The following is a 20,023-nucleotide window of genomic DNA, read 5'->3' as shown; positions in this document are numbered from 1 at the left end:
ACCGCGCGCAAGCTTCCATCGTCTGCACGCGGCCGCGCCGGTGGAGCGGAGGGTGTCGGTGGACGATCGGTTCGGCGACGAGGTCTCCCGGGTGCTGCCTCAGTTGCGCATCGATGAGTTGCTGGACGAGTTGCAGACCCGGTTGGCGGCGGTGCGTTCCTCGCGGGATCGGGTGCGCCAGTTGCTGGAGGCCGTGGTCGGTATCGGCAGTGGCCTGGATCTGGAGACGGCGCTGACCCGGATCGTGCAGGCCGCGGCGACTCTGGTGGATGCGCAGTACGGCGCGTTGGGTGTGCTCGGGGGTGATGAGCGTCTGGCGCGGTTCATCACGGTGGGGGTCAGTGAGGAGCAGATCGCGAGGATCGGGCCGTATCCGGAGGGTCATGGGCTGCTGGGTGAGTTGATCCGGCGTCCTGAGCCGTTGCGTACGGAGGATTTGGCCACGCATCCGCGTTCGTATGGTTTCCCGGCGAATCATCCGCCGATGCATTCGTTTTTGGGTGTGCCGATCCGGGTGCGTGATGAGGTGTTCGGCAACCTGTACATGACCGAGAAGCACGGGGGTGCGCCGTTCGACGCGGATGACGAGGCGGTGTTGGCCGCGTTGGCCGCGGCGGCGGGTGTGGCGATCGACAACGCCCGGCTCTACGACGAGGCGCGCCGGCGCCAGGCGTGGCTGGAGGCGACCAACGAGCTGACCCGCAGCCTGCTCTCCGGCAGCGACCCGAGTTCCGCGCTCGCCGAGTTCGTGAGCCAGGCGGGTGCGATCGCCCAAGCGGACTTGACGCTCGTAGCCCTGCCGGACTCCGAGGGCGAGGACCTGGTCCTCGTGGCTGCGAACGGCCTCGGTGCGGAGAGCCTCCGCGACACCGCACTGGACATCGAACATTCGCTGTTCGGCTCCGTGTTCAAGTCCGGGCGGGTCGAGAACGTCGCCGACGCGGCCGCCGATCCGCGGTCCAAGTCCGATATCGCGCCGGACACGCCGCTCGGGCCCATGATCATCGTGCCGCTCGGCGACGCCGGCCAGGTGCGCGGGGTGCTGGCCGTGGCCCGCGCGGAGGGCGGCACGGCCTTCGACGACGCGGTCGTCCAGCTCGTATCCGGTCTCGCGGTGCAGGCGGCTGTCGTGCTCGAACTCGCCGACCGCCGCCGTGACAGCGAACTGCTCTCCCTGTACGCCGACCGCGACCGGATCGGCCGCGACCTGCACGACCTCGCGATCCAGCGGCTGTTCGCCACCTCGATGTCGCTGCAGGGCGCCTACAAGATCACCCAGAAGCCGGCCGTCGCGAAGAGGGTCGCCCAGGCGATCGGCGATCTCGACGACACCATCAAGGTGATCCGCTCGACGATCTTCGCCCTGCACGCTCATGAGCTGGCGGAGGAGGATGCTCCGAGCGTGCGGGCGCAGACGATCGAGGCCTGCGAGCGCGTCGCCGAGCAGCTCGGCTTCAGCCCCTCGGTCCGCTTCACCGGACCGGTCGACACGCTGGTGCCCGAGGACGTCGCCGAGCACCTGCTCGCCGTCCTGCGCGAGGCGCTGTCCAACGCCGCCCGGCACGCGCGGGCCGGGAAGGTCGACGTCGAGGTCGCCGCCGACGGCACCCATGTCACCCTCACCGTGATCGACGACGGCGTCGGCATCCCGGCCGGCGGCCGCCGCAGCGGCCTGGCCAACCTCGCCGAACGCGCCCAGCAGCTCGGCGGCCGCTTCAGCGCCGAACCGGGTGTGGATGGCGGGACGGTGCTGGTGTGGGATGTGCCGGTCGAGCGGAACGCGACCGGGGATCAGCTCTCGCTGTAGTGCGTGGGCCCCTGGCCTAGAGCCCGAGGCGGGCGGCCTGCTCGCGCAGATGGCCGCGGGCGTCGCGGTGCGCGGCGTGTTCGATCAGGTTCGCCGCCTGCTCGCGCTGGGAGTGGCCGATCAGGTCGGCGCAGCCGTTCTCGGTGACGATCGCGGTGTGCTGGAAGGAGGTGACCGGGGCGGCCAGCTGGCCGACGATGGTTGAGGCGCCGGACTTCGCGTGCCAGGAGGGGAGCGCGATCACGGCCTGGCCGCCGGGGGAGTGCAGCGCGCCGACGACGAAGTCGGTCTGGCCGCCGAAGCCGGAGTGGATCCGGCCGTGCGCGTAGGAGGCGTTGGCCTGCGCGTAGAGGTCGACCTGGAGCGCGGTGTTGACGGAGGTCATCGCGTATTGCGCGCTGATGGAGGAGGGGTCGTTGACCGTCTCGGTCCGCAGCAGCCGGATCCGCGGGTTGCGGTCGACCCACGCGTAGAGCTCGGCCGAGCCGAACAGGAAGGACGTGGTCAGCTCCGTGCCGCGCTCCAGCGCCCCGGCCCGCTCCAGCCCGAGGATGCCGTCGCTGATCATCTCGGACCAGATGCGCAGGTGCCGGTGGCGGCCGAGCGCGCTGAGCACGGCGTCGGGCACGGCGCCGATCCCGGCCTGCAGCGTCGCGCCGTCGCGGACCATCGCGGCGACCCGCTCGCCGATCAGCGCGGACGTCTCGGGCTGCCTGCCGGCCTGCGGATCCGATACCGCCAGCGGTTCCTCGGCCTCGATGGCGATGTCCACGGCGTCAAGCGGGATCTGCGCGTCGCCGTACGTGTAGGGCATCAGGGGATTGATCTGCGCGATGACCAGGCCGCCGCGCCTGCGGCACTGCTCGATCGCGGCGGGCAGCACGTTCACCTCGATGCCGAGCGAGAGCTGTCCGTCCCGGGGCGGGGCGACGTGCAGCAGCACGAGGTCCGGGCGGTGCGCGGTGGCCAGCATGCGCGGGACCAGCGAGAGCCGTGCGGGCAGGTAGTCGAGGTCGGGCAGGGCGCGCATTCCGGGACCGACGAAAGGGGTTTCGTGGCGCACGCCGTCCCGGGTCGGTATGCCCGCCTGGGCGCCCAGCATGAACAGGCGGTACTCGGGCACGGCCTTGTCCACGGCCTCCAGCAGCCGCCACGGGGTCGCGTGGTTTCCCGCGGCGACGACGCGCGGCCGCAGGGAGGCGTGCACGTCGAGGTGGGCGGCGAGCTGCGCGGGGTCAACGATCCTCATACCTTGAAACCTAGGGGCCGGCCGCGCGGCCCGGCAGGGACCAAAGACCCTCCCCATCAGGGCTGAGCGGCATGAGCCTGGGGGTATGGAGACCGAGATCGACCGCGCGGACGCCTACGCACTTCTGACCGACGGACGCTGTGTCCATGTGCGCTCGGTGACTCCGGACGACTGGCAGGCCGTGTACGACTTCGCCGCCACGCTCGGACGGCAGAGCCTGTCCCGCCGCTTCTTCACCGTGCCGAGCCATCCCGGCGAGACCCTGGCCGACGTGCTGTGCTCGCCGCGCGTCGAGCAGAACCCGCCGACGCAGGGCGCGCTGATCGCGCTGCTGGACGGGACGCCCGTGGGCGTGGCCGAGTGGTACCGCACTCGCGGCCAGGACGAGGCGGAGATCGCCTTCGAGGTCTCCGATGTGCTGCACGGGCACGGCGTGGCGACGCTGCTGGTCGAACACCTGATGCTGGCAGCGCGCCGGGCCGGCATCCGCCACTTGACCGCCGTCACGGTGGGCGAGAACCAGCCGATGGCCGACGTGTTCGTCGGTCTGCACGTGCCGGTCGGCCGGAGCTGGGACCACGGCGAGTGCACGTGGACGATCCCGCTGGACCATGTGGCGCTCGACGGCGAGCCCGCGCTGGAGGCGATGGCGCGGCGCGAGTCGGTGGCCGACGAGGCCAGCCTGCGGCATCTGTTCGCGCCCGCCGCGATCGCGGTCTGCGGGGCGCAGGACGACCCGACGGCCGCGATGGTGCTGCGCAACCTGGAGGGGTTCGACGGGACCGTGTCACGCGGCGGCGCGCGCGGCGAACTGCTGACCGCCGAGGTCGGAGCCGACCTCGGCGTCGTCACCTCCCCGCCGGAAGACGCGGTCGCGGCGGCCCGGCGGTGCGCCGGGATCGGCGCGAAGGCACTGATCGTGACCGCGGTGGGCTTCCCGCCGGCACTCGGCCGCGAACTGCTGAGCGTCTGCCGCGAGTCGGGTATGCGGCTCGTCGGACCCGGAAGCCTGGGCGTCGCGTCCTTGCACGGAGAGCGACGTTTCAGTGCCCTGCTGTCAGGGCTCGTGCCGGAGCCGGGCGACGCGGGTGCGGCCGTTCAGTCGGGCGGAGTCGGTCTGGCCATGCTCAGCCATCTGCGGCGGCTCGGCATCGGTGTGAGCACCTTCGCGGCCGTCGGCGAGAAATACGACGTGAGCGCCAACGACGTGCTGATGCGCTGGGAGCGGGACGAGCGGACGCGGTTCGGGCTGCTGCACGTCGAGTCGTTCGGGAATCCGCGCAAGCTCGCCCGCACCGCCCGGCGGGTCTCGCGGCGCATCCCGCTGCTGGCGGTCGATCCCGAGCAGGCGCCGAGCCAGGCTCGCACCGCGCTCTACGCCCAGGCCGGGATCATCGCGTTGCCTTCGCTCGGCGCGCTGGTGAACGCCGCCGCGCTCGCGGAGCACCAGCCGCTGCCGAGCGGGCCCCGCGTGGCAGTGGTCGGCACCACGCACGGCATGGTCACGCTCTCCGTGCAGGCCTGCGTCAAGGCCGGCCTCGACATCGCGGAATCGGTGAACCTCACCCCGGCGGCGGACAGCACCGCACTCCAGGACGCCGTCGTCCGCGTCGCGGCGAAAGGTACGGCGGACGCGGTGCTCGTGGCCGTGGCGCCGACGGTTCCGCACGAACTCGACCCGCTGACCGCCGCGACCGCCGTCCGGTCGGCGAGCGCGGAGACGGTCGTTCTGGCGGTTCGGACCGATCAGCCCGAGTCCGTCGCGGTCCTCGGATCGGACGTGCGCATGCCCTCGTACGACGATGCCGCCGCGGCCGCGCAGGCGCTGGCGGCGCTGGCCCGCGCGCATGAGGCCATGGGCCGGCCGCCGCACGAGGCGACCGTTCCGGAAGGCGCAGACCCCGAGGCGGCCGAATCGCTCATCGAGGACTGGCTGCGCGACGCTCCGCTCGGCCGCGAGCTGGATCCGGCCGAGTGCGCGCGACTGCTCGACGCGGTCGCAGTCCCGGTCGGGACGGCGGGAGCGCGGCCGTCCATCGTGACGGTGTGGCAGGACCCTGTCTTCGGGCCGCTGCTGTCCGCCGACGCCCGGGACGGCCGGGAGGCGATGACGGTCCTCGTACCGTTCGACGCCGCGGTTTCGGCGGCCGTGGCGTCGCACGTCCATGTCGGTGAGGATCTGCTGTCGAGGCTTTCCGCGCTGCTCGAAGCATGCCCCGAGCTCGCCGCGCTGCGACTGGAGCTCAGCGGCGGGAGCGCCGTGCCGACTTCGGGCGCGGTGGGACCGGCGCCGAACGACAGCCCGTATCTGCGGAGGCTGCGTAGGGCGCCGGTCGAGTGAGTGCGCGTGCCGACTCCGTCAGCTGATCGGGACGACGGCGACCGGGGTGTCCGCGTGGGAGAGCAGTCCGTGGACGATGTGTCCGGGTCCGAAGGAGAGCGGTCCGCGTCGGCGGTGCGATCCGACGACGATGAGTCGGGCGCCGCGTGCCGCTTGGGCGAGCGCGGGGACGGGCACGCCCAAGCGGGGGTCGATGGTCACCTCGTTGTCGGGGTGGTTCTCGCGGACCGGCTTGAGCAGTGCCTCGACGTCCTCGCTGACGGTCTGCCGCGTCGGCTCGTACTGCCCGCTGCCGGTCATCAACGGATCGAAGGCGCGCACGGCGCGGACGGAGAGGCCGAGCAGTGTCGCGAGGCGGAAGGCGTATTCGATGGGTGTGGGGTCCTCGTCTTTGCCGATGCCGAGCACGAGTTCGGGCCGGGTTTCGAAGGGTACGTCGATGCCGATGACGACGATCGGGCACGGGGCGTGGGCGGCGAGCTTGTTGCTGACCGAGCCGAGCAGCATGCCGGTGAAGCCGCCGTGTCCGCGGGTGCCGGTGACCAGCAGGTCGGCGTCGAGCGCGAGTGCGGCCAGTGCCTGCGCGGGCTCGCGTTCGGACATTTCGGCCACGACCTGCAGGCCCGGGTGCCGTTCGCGGGCGCGCTTCGTGGTCCGTGCGAGGATGCGCTCGCCCTCGCGGTGGCGCCGCGCGCGGTGTCCGGTGGTCTCGGTGCTCCGCGGTGCCTGGATCGGATCGGGCAGGTCGAGGGCGTGTGCCACGGTCAGCCGGGCGTCGAGCGAGGCGGCCAGCGACGCGGCCCAGTCGAGGGCGCGCACGGCGTTCTCCGAGGCGTCGACACCGACCAGGATCCGGCCGATCTTCTCAGTGCTCGTGCTCATCGTCGGCTCGCCTCCCCGACCGGTACCCGGCCGTCGTGCGCGCGCTCAGTCGTTCCAGGCACCTTCGACTCCTTCCGCGCCTTCCGCGGCGTACACGAGTTCGTCCTCGACCGCCACGACGCCGTCGATCCGCCGGACGCAGGCGCGGATCGCGTGCGCGTCGCCTCGGGTGCGCAGCTCGCCGCGAAGGCTGACCACGCCGTCGCGCACGGCCACGGTCCAGCGGTCCGGCACGTAGCCGAACTGGTCGCCCAGCAGGGCATTGACGTCGTCGCGGATCTCCTCGTCGCGGCGCAGGTAGGGCTGGAGCAGATCACTGCGGCTGACGATGCCGAGCAGCAGTCCGCTCTCGTCGACCACCGGCATCCGCCGGATCCCGCGCATCTCCATCCGTGCGGCGGCCGTGGCGGCGCCCTCGCGCGGCCCGGCGGTGATCGCCGGCGAGGTCATCAGCTGCACGGCGGTCAGCGCCCGCGCCTTGTCCAGGTCCTCCGGCGGCTTGCGGTGCAGTGCGGATGTGCCGGGGATCGGGCCGTTGGCCCGGATCTCCTTGGCCAGCAGGTCGGATTCGGTGACCACGCCGATCACGCGGCCGGTGGGGCCGAGCACCGGCACCCCGCTGATCCGGTGCAGGCTCAGCAGTTCGGCGACGGCCTTGTACGAGGTGTCGGGGCGGACGGTGACGACCCGGTCGGCCGGTGTCATCACATCGCGCACGATGCGGTTCTTCATGATCGGGCCTCCTCGGCCTCGGTTGGCTCGGGAACCATGGCGATGGCTCCGGCGGGACACTCGGCGGCGCACAGGCCGCAGCCCTTGCAGTGGTCGAGATCGATCTCGTAGAGCGGCCGGCCCTCCGCGTCGAAGCCGAGCTTGCTGATCGCGTTGTCCGGGCACACGCCGTAGCAGTTGTCGCAGCCGAAGCAGTTGCCGCAGGACAGGCAGCGGCGCGCCTCGAAGAGCGCGTCCGCCTCGCTCAGCCCGTGCACCACCTCGGCGAAGGTGTCGGCCCGCCGTGCCGCCTCCAGCCGCGGGCGGACGGTGGCGGGGGCGTCGCTGTAGTACCAGCTGTTGAGGCTGTCCAGGGGCACGGGCCGCTCGTCGGCCGCGTGCGTCGGAGGAGTCAGGCCCCGCAGGTACCGGTCGATGGCGCGTGCGGCCCGGGCGCCGTGCCCGATCGCGTGCGTGGCGGTGCGCTCCCCGCCGATCGCGTCGCCGCCCGCGTAGACGCCGGGCCGGCCGGTGGCCAGCGTGTCCGGGTCGACGGCGACGGTGCCGCGCTCGACGCGGACGTCCGCCGCGGGCGCGAGCCAGTCGAGCCGGCTGTCCTGGCCGAGCGCGAGGATCACGGCGTCGGCGCGGAGGGTCTCGTGCTCGCCCGTCGGCTGCGGGAATCCGCTCTCATCGAGCTCCATCCGCTCGACGGTGACGACGCCCGCCTCGGCCCGCGTGATGGTGCTCAGCCAGCGCACCCGGATGCCCTCGGCGAGCGCGTCTTCGAGTTCTTCCTCGTGCGCGGGCATGCGGTCGCGGGTGCGCCGGTAGATGATGACCGGGTCGCTCGAACCGAGCCGGCGGACCGTGCGCGCGACGTCCATCGCGGTGTTCCCGCCGCCGTAGACGGCCACTCGGCCGAGCGCGATCGGTTCGCCGTCCTCGACCCCCGCGAGCACGCCCAACGCGTCGAGGACGCGGGCGCCGTCGCCGGCCGGGATCTCGGCGTGCTTGCCGACGGGAGCGCCGACGGCGAGGAAGACGGCGTCGAAGCCCTCCTCGTCGAGCGCGGAATCCAGGTCGCGCACCGATCGATCGGTCTCGAAGGTGACGCCGAGGCCGGCGATGCGCGCGATCTCGGCGTCCAGCACCTCGCGCGGCAGCCGGTAGCGCGGGATGCCGTAGCGCAGCATGCCGCCGACCTTGCCCTCGGCCTCGCGCACGGTCACCTCGTGGCCCAGCAGCGCCAGCTGATAGGCGGCGGACAGGCCGGCCGGCCCCGAACCGACGATCAGGACCCTGCGGCCGGTCGGCGCGGCGGCGGGCCCGGCGCTCCAGCCCTGCCGGATCGCCTCGTCGCCGAGGAAGCGCTCGACCGAGTTGATGCCCACGGCCTCGTCGAGCTGCCCGCGGTTGCACGCGCTCTCGCAGGGGTGGTAGCAGATCCGGCCCATGACGGCGGGCAGCGGATTGTCCCGCATCAGCCGCCGCCACGCGGCCTCGTAGGAGCCGTCCTCGGCTGCGTAGAGCCAGTCGCGCACGGCCTCGCCGGCCGGGCAGGAGGCCTGGCAGGGCGGCAGCGCCTGCCGGTAGACCGGCTGCTCGACCCGCCAGGCGCCGGTCTCGTTCGGGCCGCTGCTGCCGGGATCCAGCGTGATCGCGAAGGGACGAGTGGTCATGAGACTGGCTCCAGCCCGTAGACGCGGATGTTGCGGTCGGCGATCTCCTGGATGCGCGCGACGAGGTCCGGCCTGCCGGGCTCGCCGAACAGGTGCGCGTACCGGCCCTGCGCGCGCAGGTACTCCTCGACCGGGACCCGCCGCCGGATCGGGCTCGCCGCGACCAGCTCGCCGTCCATCGCCTCGATCAGCGGGAACAGGCCCGATTCCGTGGCCAGCCGGGCCAGCCGGACGGTCTGCGAGCCGGGTGCCCCCCAGCCGAGCGGGCAGGGCACCAGCACGTGCAGGTAGCGGGGGCCGTGCAGGCTCATCGCCCGCTCGACCTTGGCCTCCAGGTCGCGCAGGTCGGCGACGGTGGCCGTGGCGACGTAGGGGATCCGGTGCGCCATCGCGATGGCGGGCACGTCCTTGCCGTGGCCGAACTCGTTGCCGGGGTGCCCGGGGGCGACCGGCGTGGTCGCGGTGCGCGCGGCCGGGGGAGTGGCGCCGGAGCGCTGCACTCCGGTGTTCATGTAAGCCTCGTTGTCGTAGCACACGAACAGCACGTCGTCGCCGCGTTCGAACATGCCGGACAGGCAGCCGAGGCCGATGTCCACGGTCCCGCCGTCCCCGGCCTGGCCCAGCACCCTGACATCGGTGCGCCCCTGCGCCCTGAGCGCGGCGGCCACCCCGGACGCGACGGCCGGGGCGTTGCCGAACAGGGAGTGCAGCCACGGCACCCGCCACGCGCTCTCCGGGAACGGGGTGGTGGTCACCTCCAGGCAGCCGGTGGCGTTGACCACGACGAGCTTGCCCTCGGCGGCGCGCATCGCGGTGTCGAGCACGTAGCGCGCGCCGAGCAGCTCGCCGCAGCCCTGGCAGGCGCGGTGTCCGGAGACGATGCTGTCGGCGCGGTGGGCGTCGGACTGGTTCGAGCGGGCCGAGGACGGCAGCAGCCGGTTGCCCACCGCGAACGATCCGACCTGGTAGAACTTCACCTTCGTGGCGCTCATCGCCCGTTCTCCCTGGCGTGGACCCTGCGCAGCAGGTCGTGGTCGAGGTCGAGGAACTCCATCGGCGGCAGGCGCCGGGCCGTCGCGTCGGCGATCAGCTTGCGCAGCGCCTTCGCGGTCACCGGCCGTCCGCCGAGTCCGGCGATGACGGTCGTGATCCGGGCGTGCGCGCCGACGCCCGCCGCGGCCAGCTCCGCGGTCAGGATGCCGCCGGAGCCGACGGAGAGGGCGCGTTCGAGTACGACCACGTGCTCGGCGTCCACCAGCAGTTCGCGCAGTTTGCCCGCCGGGAAGGGCCGGAAGCAGGTCAGCTCGACGGCGCCGACCGCGAGCCCGCGTCCGCGCGCCTCGTCGACGACGTCCTCGAGCGTGCCGAGCACCGAGCCCATCGCGACCACGACGGTCCGCGCGTCCTCCAGCCGGTAGCCGCGCGCCAGATCCTCCGCGGGCCGGCCGACGAGCTTCGCGTACCGCCGGGCGAGCTCCGGGAAGCGCTGGACCGCCGTCTCCATCCGGTGGTGCGCCAGGTAGCGCACCTCGGTGAATGCCTCGGGCCCGACCATCGCGCCGATCGAGAGCGGGGCCGCCGGGTCCAGCACCTGGCAGGGGGCGTAAGGGGGCAGAAACCCGTCGACGACCTCCTGGCCCGGCACGTCGAGCGGCTCCACGGCGTGCGTGAGTACGAACCCGTCCATGCACACCATCACCGGCACGGACAGCTCCTCGGCCAGCCGGAACGCGATCGGGTGCAGGTCGCACGCGGCCTGGCTGTCCCGCGCGTACAGCTGGATCCAGCCGCTGTCGCGCTGCGAGAGCGAGTCGCTCTGGTCGTTCCAGATGTTGATCGGCGCGCCGAGCGCCCGGTTCGCGACCGTCATCACGATCGGCAGCCCGAGGCCCGAGGCGTTGTACAGCGCCTCGGCCATGAACAGCAGCCCCTGGCTGGAGGTCGCGGTGTACGTGCGCGCCCCGGCGGCGCTCGCCCCGATGCACACCGACATCGCGCCGAACTCCGACTCCACGGTGACGAACTCGCAGTGTTCCAACTCTCCGCCGCGCACCAGGGCGCCGACGCCCTCGACGATGTGCGTCTGCGGGGAGATCGGGTAGGCGGGCACGACCTGCGGCCGGCAGCGCGCCACGGTCTCGGCGACCGCGCGCGAGCCCTCGAGTGGCCTGCGCGCCGCGGCCAGGGTCGGCTCAGGCGACATGGTGGACCTCCCGTGAGGCGGTGGTGGCGTTCGGCGCATCGACCTCGTCGGCCTCGCGCGCGGCTTCGGTCAGGTACGTGTAGGCCTCGTCGACGGCGTCCCGGTTGGCCTGGGACACCGGCCCGGAGAAGCGCTTCCCGACGGCGGTGTGCACGGCCTCGAGGCTGACGATCCCGGAGGCCGCGGCGAATGCGCCGAGCATGGGGACGTTCGCCATCGCGCGGCCGGTCCGGGCCAGCGCGATCCGGGCGGCCGGCACCGTGCGCAGCTGTGGAACCCCGGGAACGGCCAGCGGCGCCGTGCTGTCGACCAGCACCAGCCCGCCCGGCCGTAGTCCGGTGAAGATCCTCGGCCGGTTCAGCAGTGTCGCGTCCAGCACCAGCACGGCGTCCGGAGCCTCGACGGGCTCGCGGCTGCGGATCGGCGCGTCGCCGATGCTGCAGTACGCCTCGACCGGCGCGCCGGTGCGCTCGGAGCCGAAGCTCGGGAACGCGAGGGCGTAACGCCCGTCGTAGATCGCGGCCCACGCGATCAGCTCGGCGGCGGTGACGACACCCTGGCCGCCGCGCCCGTGCACTCTGATCCGGTACATCGCCGTCTCCGCTCCTCGACTCCCGTCACTGCGATCCTCTGCCGCGCCGGGCCGCCGGAGCAGAGTCGTCGGGTCCGGCCTCCGCGGGACCTTCGGCCCGTCCGGCGGGACTCAGGCGCCCTGGAACGGCCGGCCGCGCAGCTGCGGCACCTCGGTCTCGAACCGGTCCCAGACGTCGGCCCGGTGCCTGCGCAGCTTGCGCAGGGAGCGGCGGGTGGCCCGCTGCATCTCCGGCGGCGGCACGACCAGGACCTGGCAGCGCGCGTGCTTGAGCAGCGAGCGCGCGACGGATCCGAACCACGCGGCCCGCAGCCTTCCCCTGCCGTCGTTGCCGACCACGATCAGGTCGCGCGGGTCCGACGCGTGCCGGGCGAGCGCGCCGCTCGTCGAGTCGAACGCCACGATCCGGGTGACCTCGACGCCCGCCGGGTAGCCGCCGAGCGCCTCCTCGAACGCCGCGTCGACGTACTCCATGTCGACTATGCCGATCCCGGGCATCGCCCGGACCGCCTGAAGCGGCACGTTCCTACTCCGCGCCTCGCCCGCCGCGACGCGCAAGGCCGCGTAGCCGGAGAGCGATTGGTCGACGCTGACGACGACCCGCGGGTGCTTCGAATTGTCCTGTTCCGGCTTCTCCATGGCTGCCGCGCTCCTTCCGAGAGTCCGTTCGGCGCCGCATGCGCGTCGGCCGAGGGGGGGTTCGGCTCGATGTGACTTCAGGCAAACACCGCCGCGGCCGCCCGGGCAGGGCCGAGGGTCCCGGCTTCGGCGGGTCGGACGGCCGCAGGGCGGCCGTGCCCGACGTACCCGGCCCGATCCCTCGGCCGGGCAACCGTTTCCCCGCCGGACCGGCCATGGACCCTGGAGCCGTGTGCCGTCGGCGGTGGCAGGGTCCTTCGTCCCGCGTCGGCGGTGCGCGGATCGCCGACGGCCGGGCAGCCGCGCCGCGCGCAGAGCTGCCCTCAGGCCCCCGCCGCGGCGGGACGAAGGACTCTGTCCTCCCCGTCGCCGCGGCGCCACGTTTGAGGTGTGAGGCAGCGGTCCGCCGGCGCGGCGGACGTGAAGGAGTTGATCACGGTGACCACGATTCACCCGGCCCCGGTCGTCGTCGGGCTCGACCTGACCGGCGCCTCCGCGGACGCCCTCGTGTGGGCGGCGCGGGAGGCGGCGGCGCACGACGCCCCGCTGACGGCGGTGTACGTCATCGATCCGCGCGGCGCCGACGCGGTGTACTCGGATTCCGGCGCGCGCTCCGTGGTACCGCCCGACGAGGCCGTCGAGCGTATTAAGGAGCTGATCAGGCAGTCGGGTGTCGGCCCGGTGGAGCGGGTCTTCGAGGTCGGCGTGCCCGGCCGGGTGCTGGTGCACCGGTCACGCGGCGCGCGGATGCTCGTGCTCGGCCAGGCAAGCGGCCACCACCATGGGCTCGGCGACGCCTACCGGCCGGCGCCGGAACTCGGCCCGGTGGCGCGGGCCTGCGTCGCCTCCGCCGAATGCCCGGTCGTGATCGTGTCCGAGCATTCCGTCGGCGCGGCGACCGTGTACCGCGGCGCGCCGGCGGAGCGCGAACCCCTGATCGGCGGCCGGGCGCTCTACCCGTACCAGGGCCGCATCCCGGTGGTCCACCACTGAAGGAGGATTTCGATGAAGACCCACCTGGTGCGCGAGATCATGACGAAGGACGTCGTGAGCGTGCGCACCTACACCCCGTTCCGGCTCGTCGCCTCGGCCATGCTCGGCCACGACGTCGGCGCCGTGCCGGTGGTCGACGCCCTCGGGCATCCGGTCGGCATGGTCTCCCGCACCGATCTGCTGGCCAAGCGCGCCCACCTGGGCCACGGGCCGCTCGGCTCGGTCTGGGAGCGGATCACCGCGCGCGGCCGGCGCACCGAGGCCGCCGCGCAGGGGGCCACGGCGGCGCGGCTGATGTCGCACCGCGCGGTCACCGTCACGCCGGAGGACACCGTCTTCCGCGCCGCCTACCTGATGCGCCGGCACGACGTCTCGCACCTGCCCGTCGTGGACAAGCGGGGGATCGTGGTCGGCATCGTCTCGCGCGGAGACCTGATCGGCGAATTCATGCGCGAGGACAAGCCGATCCGCGAGGACGTGCTCACCGAGGTCCTCGCGGGGCGCATCGAGGATCCGGACGAGGTCGAGGTGACGGTCGAGAGCGGCGTGGTGACGCTGGAGGGCCGGGTCCGGATGGCCTCGGACGCGCTCTACCTCGTCGAGGCCTCGCGGCGGATCGCGGGGGTGGTCGACGTCGTCGACCTGCTGCGCTGGACCACCGACGACCGCAGGCCGCAGGTCAGTCCGCTGTTCTGAATCCGACACGGCGACGCGTCGAGGGGCGGGTCCTTCGGACCCGCCCCTCAGCGCTGCGCGCCGTGTTCACTGTTCACTGCGCTGCCGTCGAGGTGATCGGGACGACGGCGACCGGCGTCGGCGAGTGGGCGAGCAGCCCGTCGACGACGTAGCCGGCGCCGACGGCGAGCGGTCCGCGGCGGCGGTGCGAGCCGACGACGATCAGCCGCGTGTTGCGGGCGGTCTCGACGAGCACGGGGACCGGGTTGCCGCGCGCCGCGGTGATCTGCACGTGCACCTCGGGATACGAGCTGTGGAACGGGGCGAGCAGTTGCTCGACCGCCTTGCGCTCGTCGGCCTGGAACTCCTCGTACTCGGCGAAGAACGGCCCGGCCGGCGCGGCGTAGGTCGGGCGCGGGGACCAGGCGCGCACCGCGTGCAGGCTCGATCCGTAGCGCTGGGCCGCTTCGAACGCGAACCGGATCGCCGCCGCGGACTCGGCGTCCTCGACACCGAGCACGACCTCGTCGATCAGGTCCTCCGACTCGTAGCCGCGCACCACGACGAGGGGGGTGTGCGCGTGCGCGGCGAGCCTGCGGCTGACCGAGCCGAGCAGCATCCCGGAGAACCCGCCGTGACCGCGGGTGCCGGTGACCAGGAGCGCGGCGTCCGAACTCAGGGTGTTGAGCGTCCGGGCGGGCGCCAGGTCGGAGACCTCGGCAACGATCTCCAGGCCGGGGAACTCGGCGCGCAGGTCGGCCGCGGCGGATTCGGCGAACTCGACCCCGGCCTTGCGTTCCTTCAGCGCGAACTCCGGCGGTTCGAGGGGGAGTGAAGCGTCGGTCGGCAGGTCCAGCGCGTTCACCACGGTCAGCGGCGCGTGCCGGGCCAGCGCCTCGCGCGCGGCCCACCGCGCGGCGCGGGCGGCGTTCTCCGAGCGGTCCACACCGACCACCACCGGTCGGCGCGGCTCCTCCTCTTCTCTGATCTCGTTCTCGGTCATGGCAGGCTCCAGGCATCTCGAGTGAGTACTTCTCACCTCTACGGTCTCGCCGGGTGAGCCCTCCGGTCAGGGCCGATGGTCCCGCCCTGGGCGGGACTCGCGTCAGCGAGGTCGTAGGTGTGGGCCAGCTCGGTGCGCAGCGTCGCGAGCGCCTCCGGCCCGATGTCCGGGTCGCGGCGCCGGGCGGTGCGTTCGGCCCGCCGCAGGTCCAGTTCGACGGCGGTCCGGTTCAGCTCCTCGGGCCGGATCAGCCTGACCGCGCCGACGGTTCCGTCGGGCAGCACGTCGAAGCGCTGGTAGAGCAGTCCGGAGGGGCTCTCGACGGCGGCGAAACCGCGGCCCGCGCGTGCCTGCTCCGGCGGCTGCGGGCGCGGCGGATCCGGCACCTGGTAGCCGTCGATCAGCACGACCGCCTCCTCGATCGCGTGCACCAGTTCCACGGCGCGGATCAGCGCGGAGCGGTACGGGTTGCGCTCGGCCGCCGTCAGGCCGGCCAGGTCGGCGGCGGCTCGGGCGGCCGGATGCAGGAAGCGGCCGCAGAGCGCGTTGCGCGCCAGCGGGCCGGTGAGCGAGGCCTTGGCGCCGCGCAGAGCGGCCCGTCCGGCGCGTGGCGGCCCGCTGCGCGGACGGCTGATGTACGACTCGAACTCGCTGAGCGGGAAGCCGAGCCCGGTACTGGTCAGCACGCCGACCCCGCCGTCGAGCGGATAGCGGGCGCGGCCGTGCGCGACCGGGCCGGGGACCGGATCGTCGAGCACCAGCAGGGGGATGTCGAGCATCGACGCCGGCACGTCGATTCCGGCGATCCAGCCGACGGTGCGCAGGGCCGCGTCGACCGTGTCCTCGAGCCGCCCGCGCACCACGGTCAGCGCGGCGGGTTCCGGCGGGTGCGCGGGACCGCCGACGCGCAGCGCGTCCTCGCCGACCGCCTCCGCCAGCTCCAGCCCGGCGAGGTGCAGGTCGAGCCCGCGGCGCACGGCGGCGGCTTCGCGGTCGACCAGGTCGGCGGCGCCCGAGTGGCCGAGCAGGTCGGGGATCTGCACGCGGTGCAGGTGCGTCGTGTGGCCCTCGATCCAGGCCGCGCAGCCCAGCAGCCGCCGGAGCACGTCGACGGATACGGCGGCCTCCCGGCGGTCGGCGGCCTCCAGCGCGCGGCAGGCGCACGTCCGGTACGCCGTCCGCTCGTGCCCTTCCTCCATCCCGTCGAACAGCGCGACGACCTGGGCCGGCCGGCGCCCGCGCACGGCGGCCTCGATCGCCCGGGACGTGGTCATCGTGTGCCGTCCCCGTCCGGGTCCTGCCGGTGCAGGACGGCGGCGCGTCCGGACTCGAGCCTGGCCACCGGGACGCGGAAGGGCGAGCAGGACACGTAGTCGAGCCCGAGCGCGTGGAACAGCCGGATCGAGGCGGGGTCGCCGCCGTGCTCGCCGCACACCCCGATCTCCAGGCCGGGCCGCACGGAGCGGCCGAGCCGCACCGCCGTCTCGATCAGCGATCCGACGCCTTCGCGGTCGACGGACTCGAACGGCGAGACGGTGAACACCCGCCGGGAGAGGTACTCGGGGAAGAACGCGCCCTCGGCGTCGTCCCGGCTCATGCCCCAGGTCGTCTGCGTCAGGTCGTTGGTGCCGAACGAGAAGAACTCGGCGTGCTCGGCGATCTTGTCGGCGGTCAGCGCGGCGCGGGGCAGCTCGATCATCACGCCGACCTCGACGGCCAGCGACGGATCGACGTGCCGCAGCACGCCGACGGCCTCCGCGCGCGCCAGCTCGAGCTCGCGCGCGTCCGCCACCAGGGGGATCATCAGGTGCGCGATCGGGCTGCCGCCCTCGCGCCTGCGCAGCACCATCGCCTCGGCGAGCGCGCGCACCTGCATCGCGTACAGGCCGGGCACGACCAGGCCGAGGCGCACGCCGCGCAGGCCCAGCATCGGGTTCTGCTCGTGCCAGCGGCGCACGGCCGCCAGCAGCCTCTCGCGCTCGGGACCGGCCCCGCCCGCCGCGACCTCGACGGCCAGCTCGGTCAGGTCGGGCAGGAATTCGTGCAGCGGCGGGTCGAGCAGCCGGATGGTGACCGGCAGCCCGTCCATGGCGGCCAGCAGGCCGGCGAAGTCGGCGCGCTGCAGCGCCAGCAGCTCGCCGAGGCGCTGCGCGCGCTCGTCCGGGTCCTCGGCCAGGATCAGCCGCTCCACGATCGGCCGCCGCGTGCCGAGGAACATGTGCTCGGTGCGGGCCAGTCCGATGCCGCGCGCGCCGAACCGCCGGGCCCGGGCCGCGTCCTCGGGGGTGTCCGCGTTGGCGCGCACGCCGAGCCGGCCGCGCCGGTCGGCGATCGCCAGGATCCGGGCGACGGCGCCGACCACCGGGTCCGTCAGGGCGCTGTCGTGGTCGCCCTCGAAGTAGCGCACCAGCGGGGAGCCGATCACCGGGACCTCGGCCGGGTAGAGCGCGCCGCTCGCCCCGTCGACCGAGATCAGCTGGCCGGAGCGGATCTGCGCGCCGCTGTTCGGCCCGGCCACGACGCGGGCGAGCCCGGCGCCCTCGTCGATCTCCAGCTCCTCGACGCCGCACACGCAGACCCGGCCCATGCCGCGCGCGACGACCGCCGCGTGCGAGGTCTTGCCGCCGCGTCCGGTGACGATGCCGGCCGCGGCGATCATCCCGGGCAGGTCGTCCGGGTTGGTCTCGCGGCGGATCAGCACGCACGCCTGGCCCCGCGCGGCGAGCGCCACCGCTCCGGCCGAGTCGAAGACCGCGCGCCCGACGGCGGCGCCGGGGGAGGCGGGCACGCCGGTGACCAGCGGGGCGAACGCGGTGCCGGCGTCCAGGCAGGGGAACATCAGCTGGGCGAGCTGCTCGCCGGAGACCCGGCGCAGCGCCTCGTCCTCGCCGATCGCGCCCTCGTCCAGCAGGGTCGCGGCGATCCGGAACGCGGCGGCCGGGGTGCGCTTGCCGACGCGCGTCTGCAGCATCCACAGCCGGCCGCGCTCGACGGTGAATTCGAGGTCGCACATGTCGCGGTAGCGCTCCTCGAGCCGGTCGGCGACGCTCAGCAGCTCGGCGTGCGAACCGGGGTCGATCTCGCCGAAGCGTTCCAGGCTCAGGGTGTTGCGCGTGCCGGAGACGACGTCCTCGCCCTCGGCGTCCGTCAGGTAGTCCCCGTACACGCCGGCGGCGCCGGTGGCCGGATCGCGGGTGAACGCCACGCCCGTGCCGCTGTCCGGCCCGAGGTTGCCGAACACCATCCGCATCACGGTGACGGCGGTGCCGAGATCCTCCGGGATCCGCTCGCGCCGCCGGTAGACCCGGGCGCGCTCGCCGTTCCAGGACTCGAACACGGCGCGCACCGCGCCGATCAGCTGCTCGTGCGGGTTCTGCGGCACCTCGCGGCCGCTGCGCTGCCTGGTCAGCTGCTGGAATCGCCGGGTCAGGGCCCGCATGCCGCCGGCGCCGAGCACGCTGTCCGGCGCCGAGGGCGGGGCCTGCGCGTTCCGCTTGGCTTCGGCGAGCGCGCGCTCGTAGACCTCGCCGGGCACGCCGTAGACCGTGCGCCCGTACATCTGCACCAGGCGCCGGTAGCAGTCCCACGCGAAGCGCTCGTCCTCGTAGAGCTTGCCGAGCCCGTCCACGGTGGCGTCGCAGACCCCGATGTTGAGGATCGTCTCCATCATGCCGGGCATCGAGAACCTCGCGCCCGAGCGCACGGACAGCAGCAGCGGCTCGTCCGGGTCGCCGAGGCGGCGCCCGGCCCGCTCCTCCAGCATGCTCAGGTGGGCGTCGATCTGCTCGGGCAGCCCGGCCGGCATCAGCCCGGTGCGCAGGTAGCCGCGGCACGCGTCGGTGCTCACCGTGAATCCGGGCGGCACCGGCAGGCCGAGCCTGGTCATCTCGGCCAGGTTGGCTCCCTTGCCGCCGAGCAGGTCGGCCATCTCGGCGCGGCCCTGGGAGAAGTCGTACACGTAGACGCGGTTCATGGCGCGTCTCCTCTCGATGCGGCTCGATGCGGTGGACGGGGCGTACGGCCACCAGCGTGGTGCGGGAACGGCGGGCCGGTCAGAGCGGACCGGCCCGCCGCGGCCGGGACGAAGGTCGCCCGGCCGCCCGCCTCACGTGCGGAACAGCGCGACCTTCAGCGCGCCGGTCTCCGCGGCCCGGTCGAACACGTCGTACGCGTCCTGCATCTCGTCGAGGCCGAAGCGGTGAGTGACGAACGCGCCGGAGTCGAAGCGCCCGGCCGCGGTCATCCGCAGCAGCGTCGCGGTCGAGAAGGTGTCGACCAGGCCGGTGGTGATCGTCACGTCCTTGATCCACAGGTCTTCCAGGTGCAGCACGGCCGGCTTGCCGTGCACGCCGATGTTCGCCACGTGCCCGCCCGGCCGCACCAGCCGGGTGGCCAGCTCGAAGGTCTCCGGGATGCCGACCGCCTCGATCGCCACGTCGACGCCGAGCCCGTCGGTCATGGCCATGACCTGCTCGGCGCAGCGCTCGTCCGGCGGCAGCGAGGCGTCCGCGCCGAAGTCCTTGGCGGCGTCGCAGCGAGCCTGCGCCTTGTCGATCGCGATGATCCGGCTCGGACTGAACAGCTTCGCGGTGGTGATCGCGGCCAGGCCGATCGGGCCGGCGCCCACCACGGCCACGCTCTGACCCGGGCTGACCCGCCCGGCCAGCACGCCGACCTCGTACGAGGTGGGCAGGATGTCGGCCAGCAGCAGCGCCGCCTCGTCGGTCACCGAGTCCGGCAGCCGGTACGTCGAGGTGTCGGCGAACGGGACCCGGACGTACTCGGCCTGCACGCCGTCGATCGTGTGGCCGAGGATCCAGCCCCCGCCGCCCAGGCACTGCCCGTAGCGCCCGACGCGGCAGTACCCGCAGCGGCCGCACGCGCTGATGCAGGAGGCCAGGACCCGGTCGCCGACGCGCACGCCGGCGACCCCGGTGCCGGCCTCCACGACGGTGCCGACCGCCTCGTGGCCGAGCACCCGGCCCGGCGTGGTCTCGGGCACGTCGCCCTTGAGGATGTGCAGGTCGGTGCCGCAGATGGTGACGGCGTCCACCCGGACGATCGCGTCGGTCGGGTCGATCAGGGCGGGGTCGGGGAACTCCTGCCAGGAGCGCTTGCCCGGCCCGTGGTAAACCAAGGCCTTCATGTCGTCCTCCATGGATATAGGGGCCTCTCCCGTCCACGCTCGCCCGCACCGGCGCGATCGCCCAGGGACCAACGTCCCAGCCTTTGAAGGCTGCTCGTCA

16 protein-coding genes are annotated in these 20,023 nt (G+C 73.5%); 4 read left to right on the top strand and 12 right to left on the bottom strand.

The window, feature by feature from the left end:
* The first annotated feature begins 52 nt into the window (after positions 1–52).
* Positions 53–1,807 (top strand): GAF domain-containing sensor histidine kinase, encoded by a 1,755-nt coding sequence (locus tag KDK95_RS04935; RefSeq protein WP_212516798.1) that lies wholly within the window; start codon positions 53–55, stop codon positions 1,805–1,807.
* Between the two features lie 16 nt (positions 1,808–1,823).
* On the opposite strand, the gene KDK95_RS04930 is transcribed toward KDK95_RS04935, so the two are convergent.
* On the bottom strand, positions 1,824–3,056 hold the full coding sequence (locus KDK95_RS04930; RefSeq protein WP_212516797.1) for an acetyl-CoA hydrolase/transferase family protein: 1,233 nt from the start codon (positions 3,054–3,056) through the stop codon (positions 1,824–1,826).
* An 85-nt stretch (positions 3,057–3,141) separates the two neighbouring features.
* Between KDK95_RS04930 and KDK95_RS04925 the strand changes: the two genes are divergently transcribed.
* Positions 3,142–5,397 carry a GNAT family N-acetyltransferase gene (locus KDK95_RS04925; RefSeq protein ID WP_212516796.1) on the top strand — a complete coding sequence of 752 codons (2,256 nt, stop codon included), beginning with the start codon at positions 3,142–3,144 and terminating at the stop codon, positions 5,395–5,397.
* 18 nt (positions 5,398–5,415) lie between these two features.
* Here KDK95_RS04925 and KDK95_RS04920 read toward each other — a convergent pair whose 3' ends face one another.
* The 7 genes from KDK95_RS04920 to KDK95_RS04890 all read right to left on the bottom strand — a co-directional run bounded on the left by KDK95_RS04920 (position 5,416) and on the right by KDK95_RS04890 (position 12,106).
* The gene (locus KDK95_RS04920; RefSeq protein ID WP_212516795.1) at positions 5,416–6,279 is read right to left on the bottom strand and encodes a universal stress protein; all 864 of its coding nucleotides are present in this window, start codon (positions 6,277–6,279) and stop codon (positions 5,416–5,418) included.
* Positions 6,280–6,324: 45 nt separating this feature from the next.
* A complete protein-coding gene (locus KDK95_RS04915) occupies positions 6,325–7,011 on the bottom strand; it encodes a CBS domain-containing protein (RefSeq protein WP_212516794.1) in 687 nt (228 codons plus the stop codon).
* Positions 7,008–8,672 (bottom strand): NAD(P)-binding protein, encoded by a 1,665-nt coding sequence (locus KDK95_RS04910; RefSeq protein ID WP_212516793.1) that lies wholly within the window; start codon positions 8,670–8,672, stop codon positions 7,008–7,010. The genes KDK95_RS04915 and KDK95_RS04910 overlap by 4 nt, the downstream gene beginning before the upstream one ends.
* Positions 8,669–9,664 carry a thiamine pyrophosphate-dependent enzyme gene (locus KDK95_RS04905; RefSeq protein WP_212516792.1) on the bottom strand — a complete coding sequence of 332 codons (996 nt, stop codon included), beginning with the start codon at positions 9,662–9,664 and terminating at the stop codon, positions 8,669–8,671. The genes KDK95_RS04910 and KDK95_RS04905 overlap by 4 nt, the downstream gene beginning before the upstream one ends.
* Entirely contained in the window at positions 9,661–10,875 is a 1,215-nt protein-coding gene (gene porA, locus KDK95_RS04900; RefSeq protein ID WP_212516791.1) for a hypothetical protein, read from the bottom strand. Before porA ends, KDK95_RS04905 begins: the two co-directional genes overlap by 4 nt.
* Positions 10,865–11,467 carry a 2-oxoacid:acceptor oxidoreductase family protein gene (locus KDK95_RS04895; protein WP_212516790.1) on the bottom strand — a complete coding sequence of 201 codons (603 nt, stop codon included), beginning with the start codon at positions 11,465–11,467 and terminating at the stop codon, positions 10,865–10,867. Before KDK95_RS04895 ends, porA begins: the two co-directional genes overlap by 11 nt.
* A gap of 111 nt (positions 11,468–11,578) precedes the next feature.
* Complete coding sequence (locus tag KDK95_RS04890; RefSeq protein WP_212516789.1) at positions 11,579–12,106, bottom strand: universal stress protein; 528 nt, start codon at positions 12,104–12,106, stop codon at positions 11,579–11,581.
* A 390-nt stretch (positions 12,107–12,496) separates the two neighbouring features.
* On the opposite strand from KDK95_RS04890, the gene KDK95_RS04885 reads away from it, so the two are divergent.
* Positions 12,497–13,099 carry a universal stress protein gene (locus KDK95_RS04885; protein WP_212516788.1) on the top strand — a complete coding sequence of 201 codons (603 nt, stop codon included), beginning with the start codon at positions 12,497–12,499 and terminating at the stop codon, positions 13,097–13,099.
* Between the two features lie 12 nt (positions 13,100–13,111).
* On the top strand, positions 13,112–13,795 hold the full coding sequence (locus KDK95_RS04880) for a CBS domain-containing protein (RefSeq protein WP_212516787.1): 684 nt from the start codon (positions 13,112–13,114) through the stop codon (positions 13,793–13,795).
* A gap of 73 nt (positions 13,796–13,868) precedes the next feature.
* Here KDK95_RS04880 and KDK95_RS04875 read toward each other — a convergent pair whose 3' ends face one another.
* From KDK95_RS04875 to KDK95_RS04860, 4 genes are all read right to left on the bottom strand, one after another.
* Positions 13,869–14,777 carry a universal stress protein gene (locus KDK95_RS04875; protein WP_212516786.1) on the bottom strand — a complete coding sequence of 303 codons (909 nt, stop codon included), beginning with the start codon at positions 14,775–14,777 and terminating at the stop codon, positions 13,869–13,871.
* 38 nt (positions 14,778–14,815) lie between these two features.
* On the bottom strand, positions 14,816–16,051 hold the full coding sequence (locus KDK95_RS04870) for a hypothetical protein (RefSeq protein ID WP_212516785.1): 1,236 nt from the start codon (positions 16,049–16,051) through the stop codon (positions 14,816–14,818).
* Positions 16,048–18,750: a pyruvate, phosphate dikinase gene (gene ppdK, locus KDK95_RS04865; protein WP_212516784.1), complete on the bottom strand. Its 2,703-nt coding sequence runs from the start codon at positions 18,748–18,750 to the stop codon at positions 16,048–16,050. Before ppdK ends, KDK95_RS04870 begins: the two co-directional genes overlap by 4 nt.
* Before the next feature lie 132 nt (positions 18,751–18,882).
* A complete protein-coding gene (locus KDK95_RS04860; protein ID WP_212516783.1) occupies positions 18,883–19,923 on the bottom strand; it encodes a zinc-dependent alcohol dehydrogenase family protein in 1,041 nt (346 codons plus the stop codon).
* Positions 19,924–20,023: the final 100 nt, after the last annotated feature.

It is taken from the genome of Actinospica acidithermotolerans (assembly GCF_018139625.1).
GTDB classification, from domain to species: Bacteria; Actinomycetota; Actinomycetes; order Streptomycetales; family Catenulisporaceae; genus Actinospica; species Actinospica acidithermotolerans.
The sequence above is the reverse complement of the archived record's forward strand: the minus strand, read 5'-3'. Positions and strand labels throughout refer to the sequence as shown.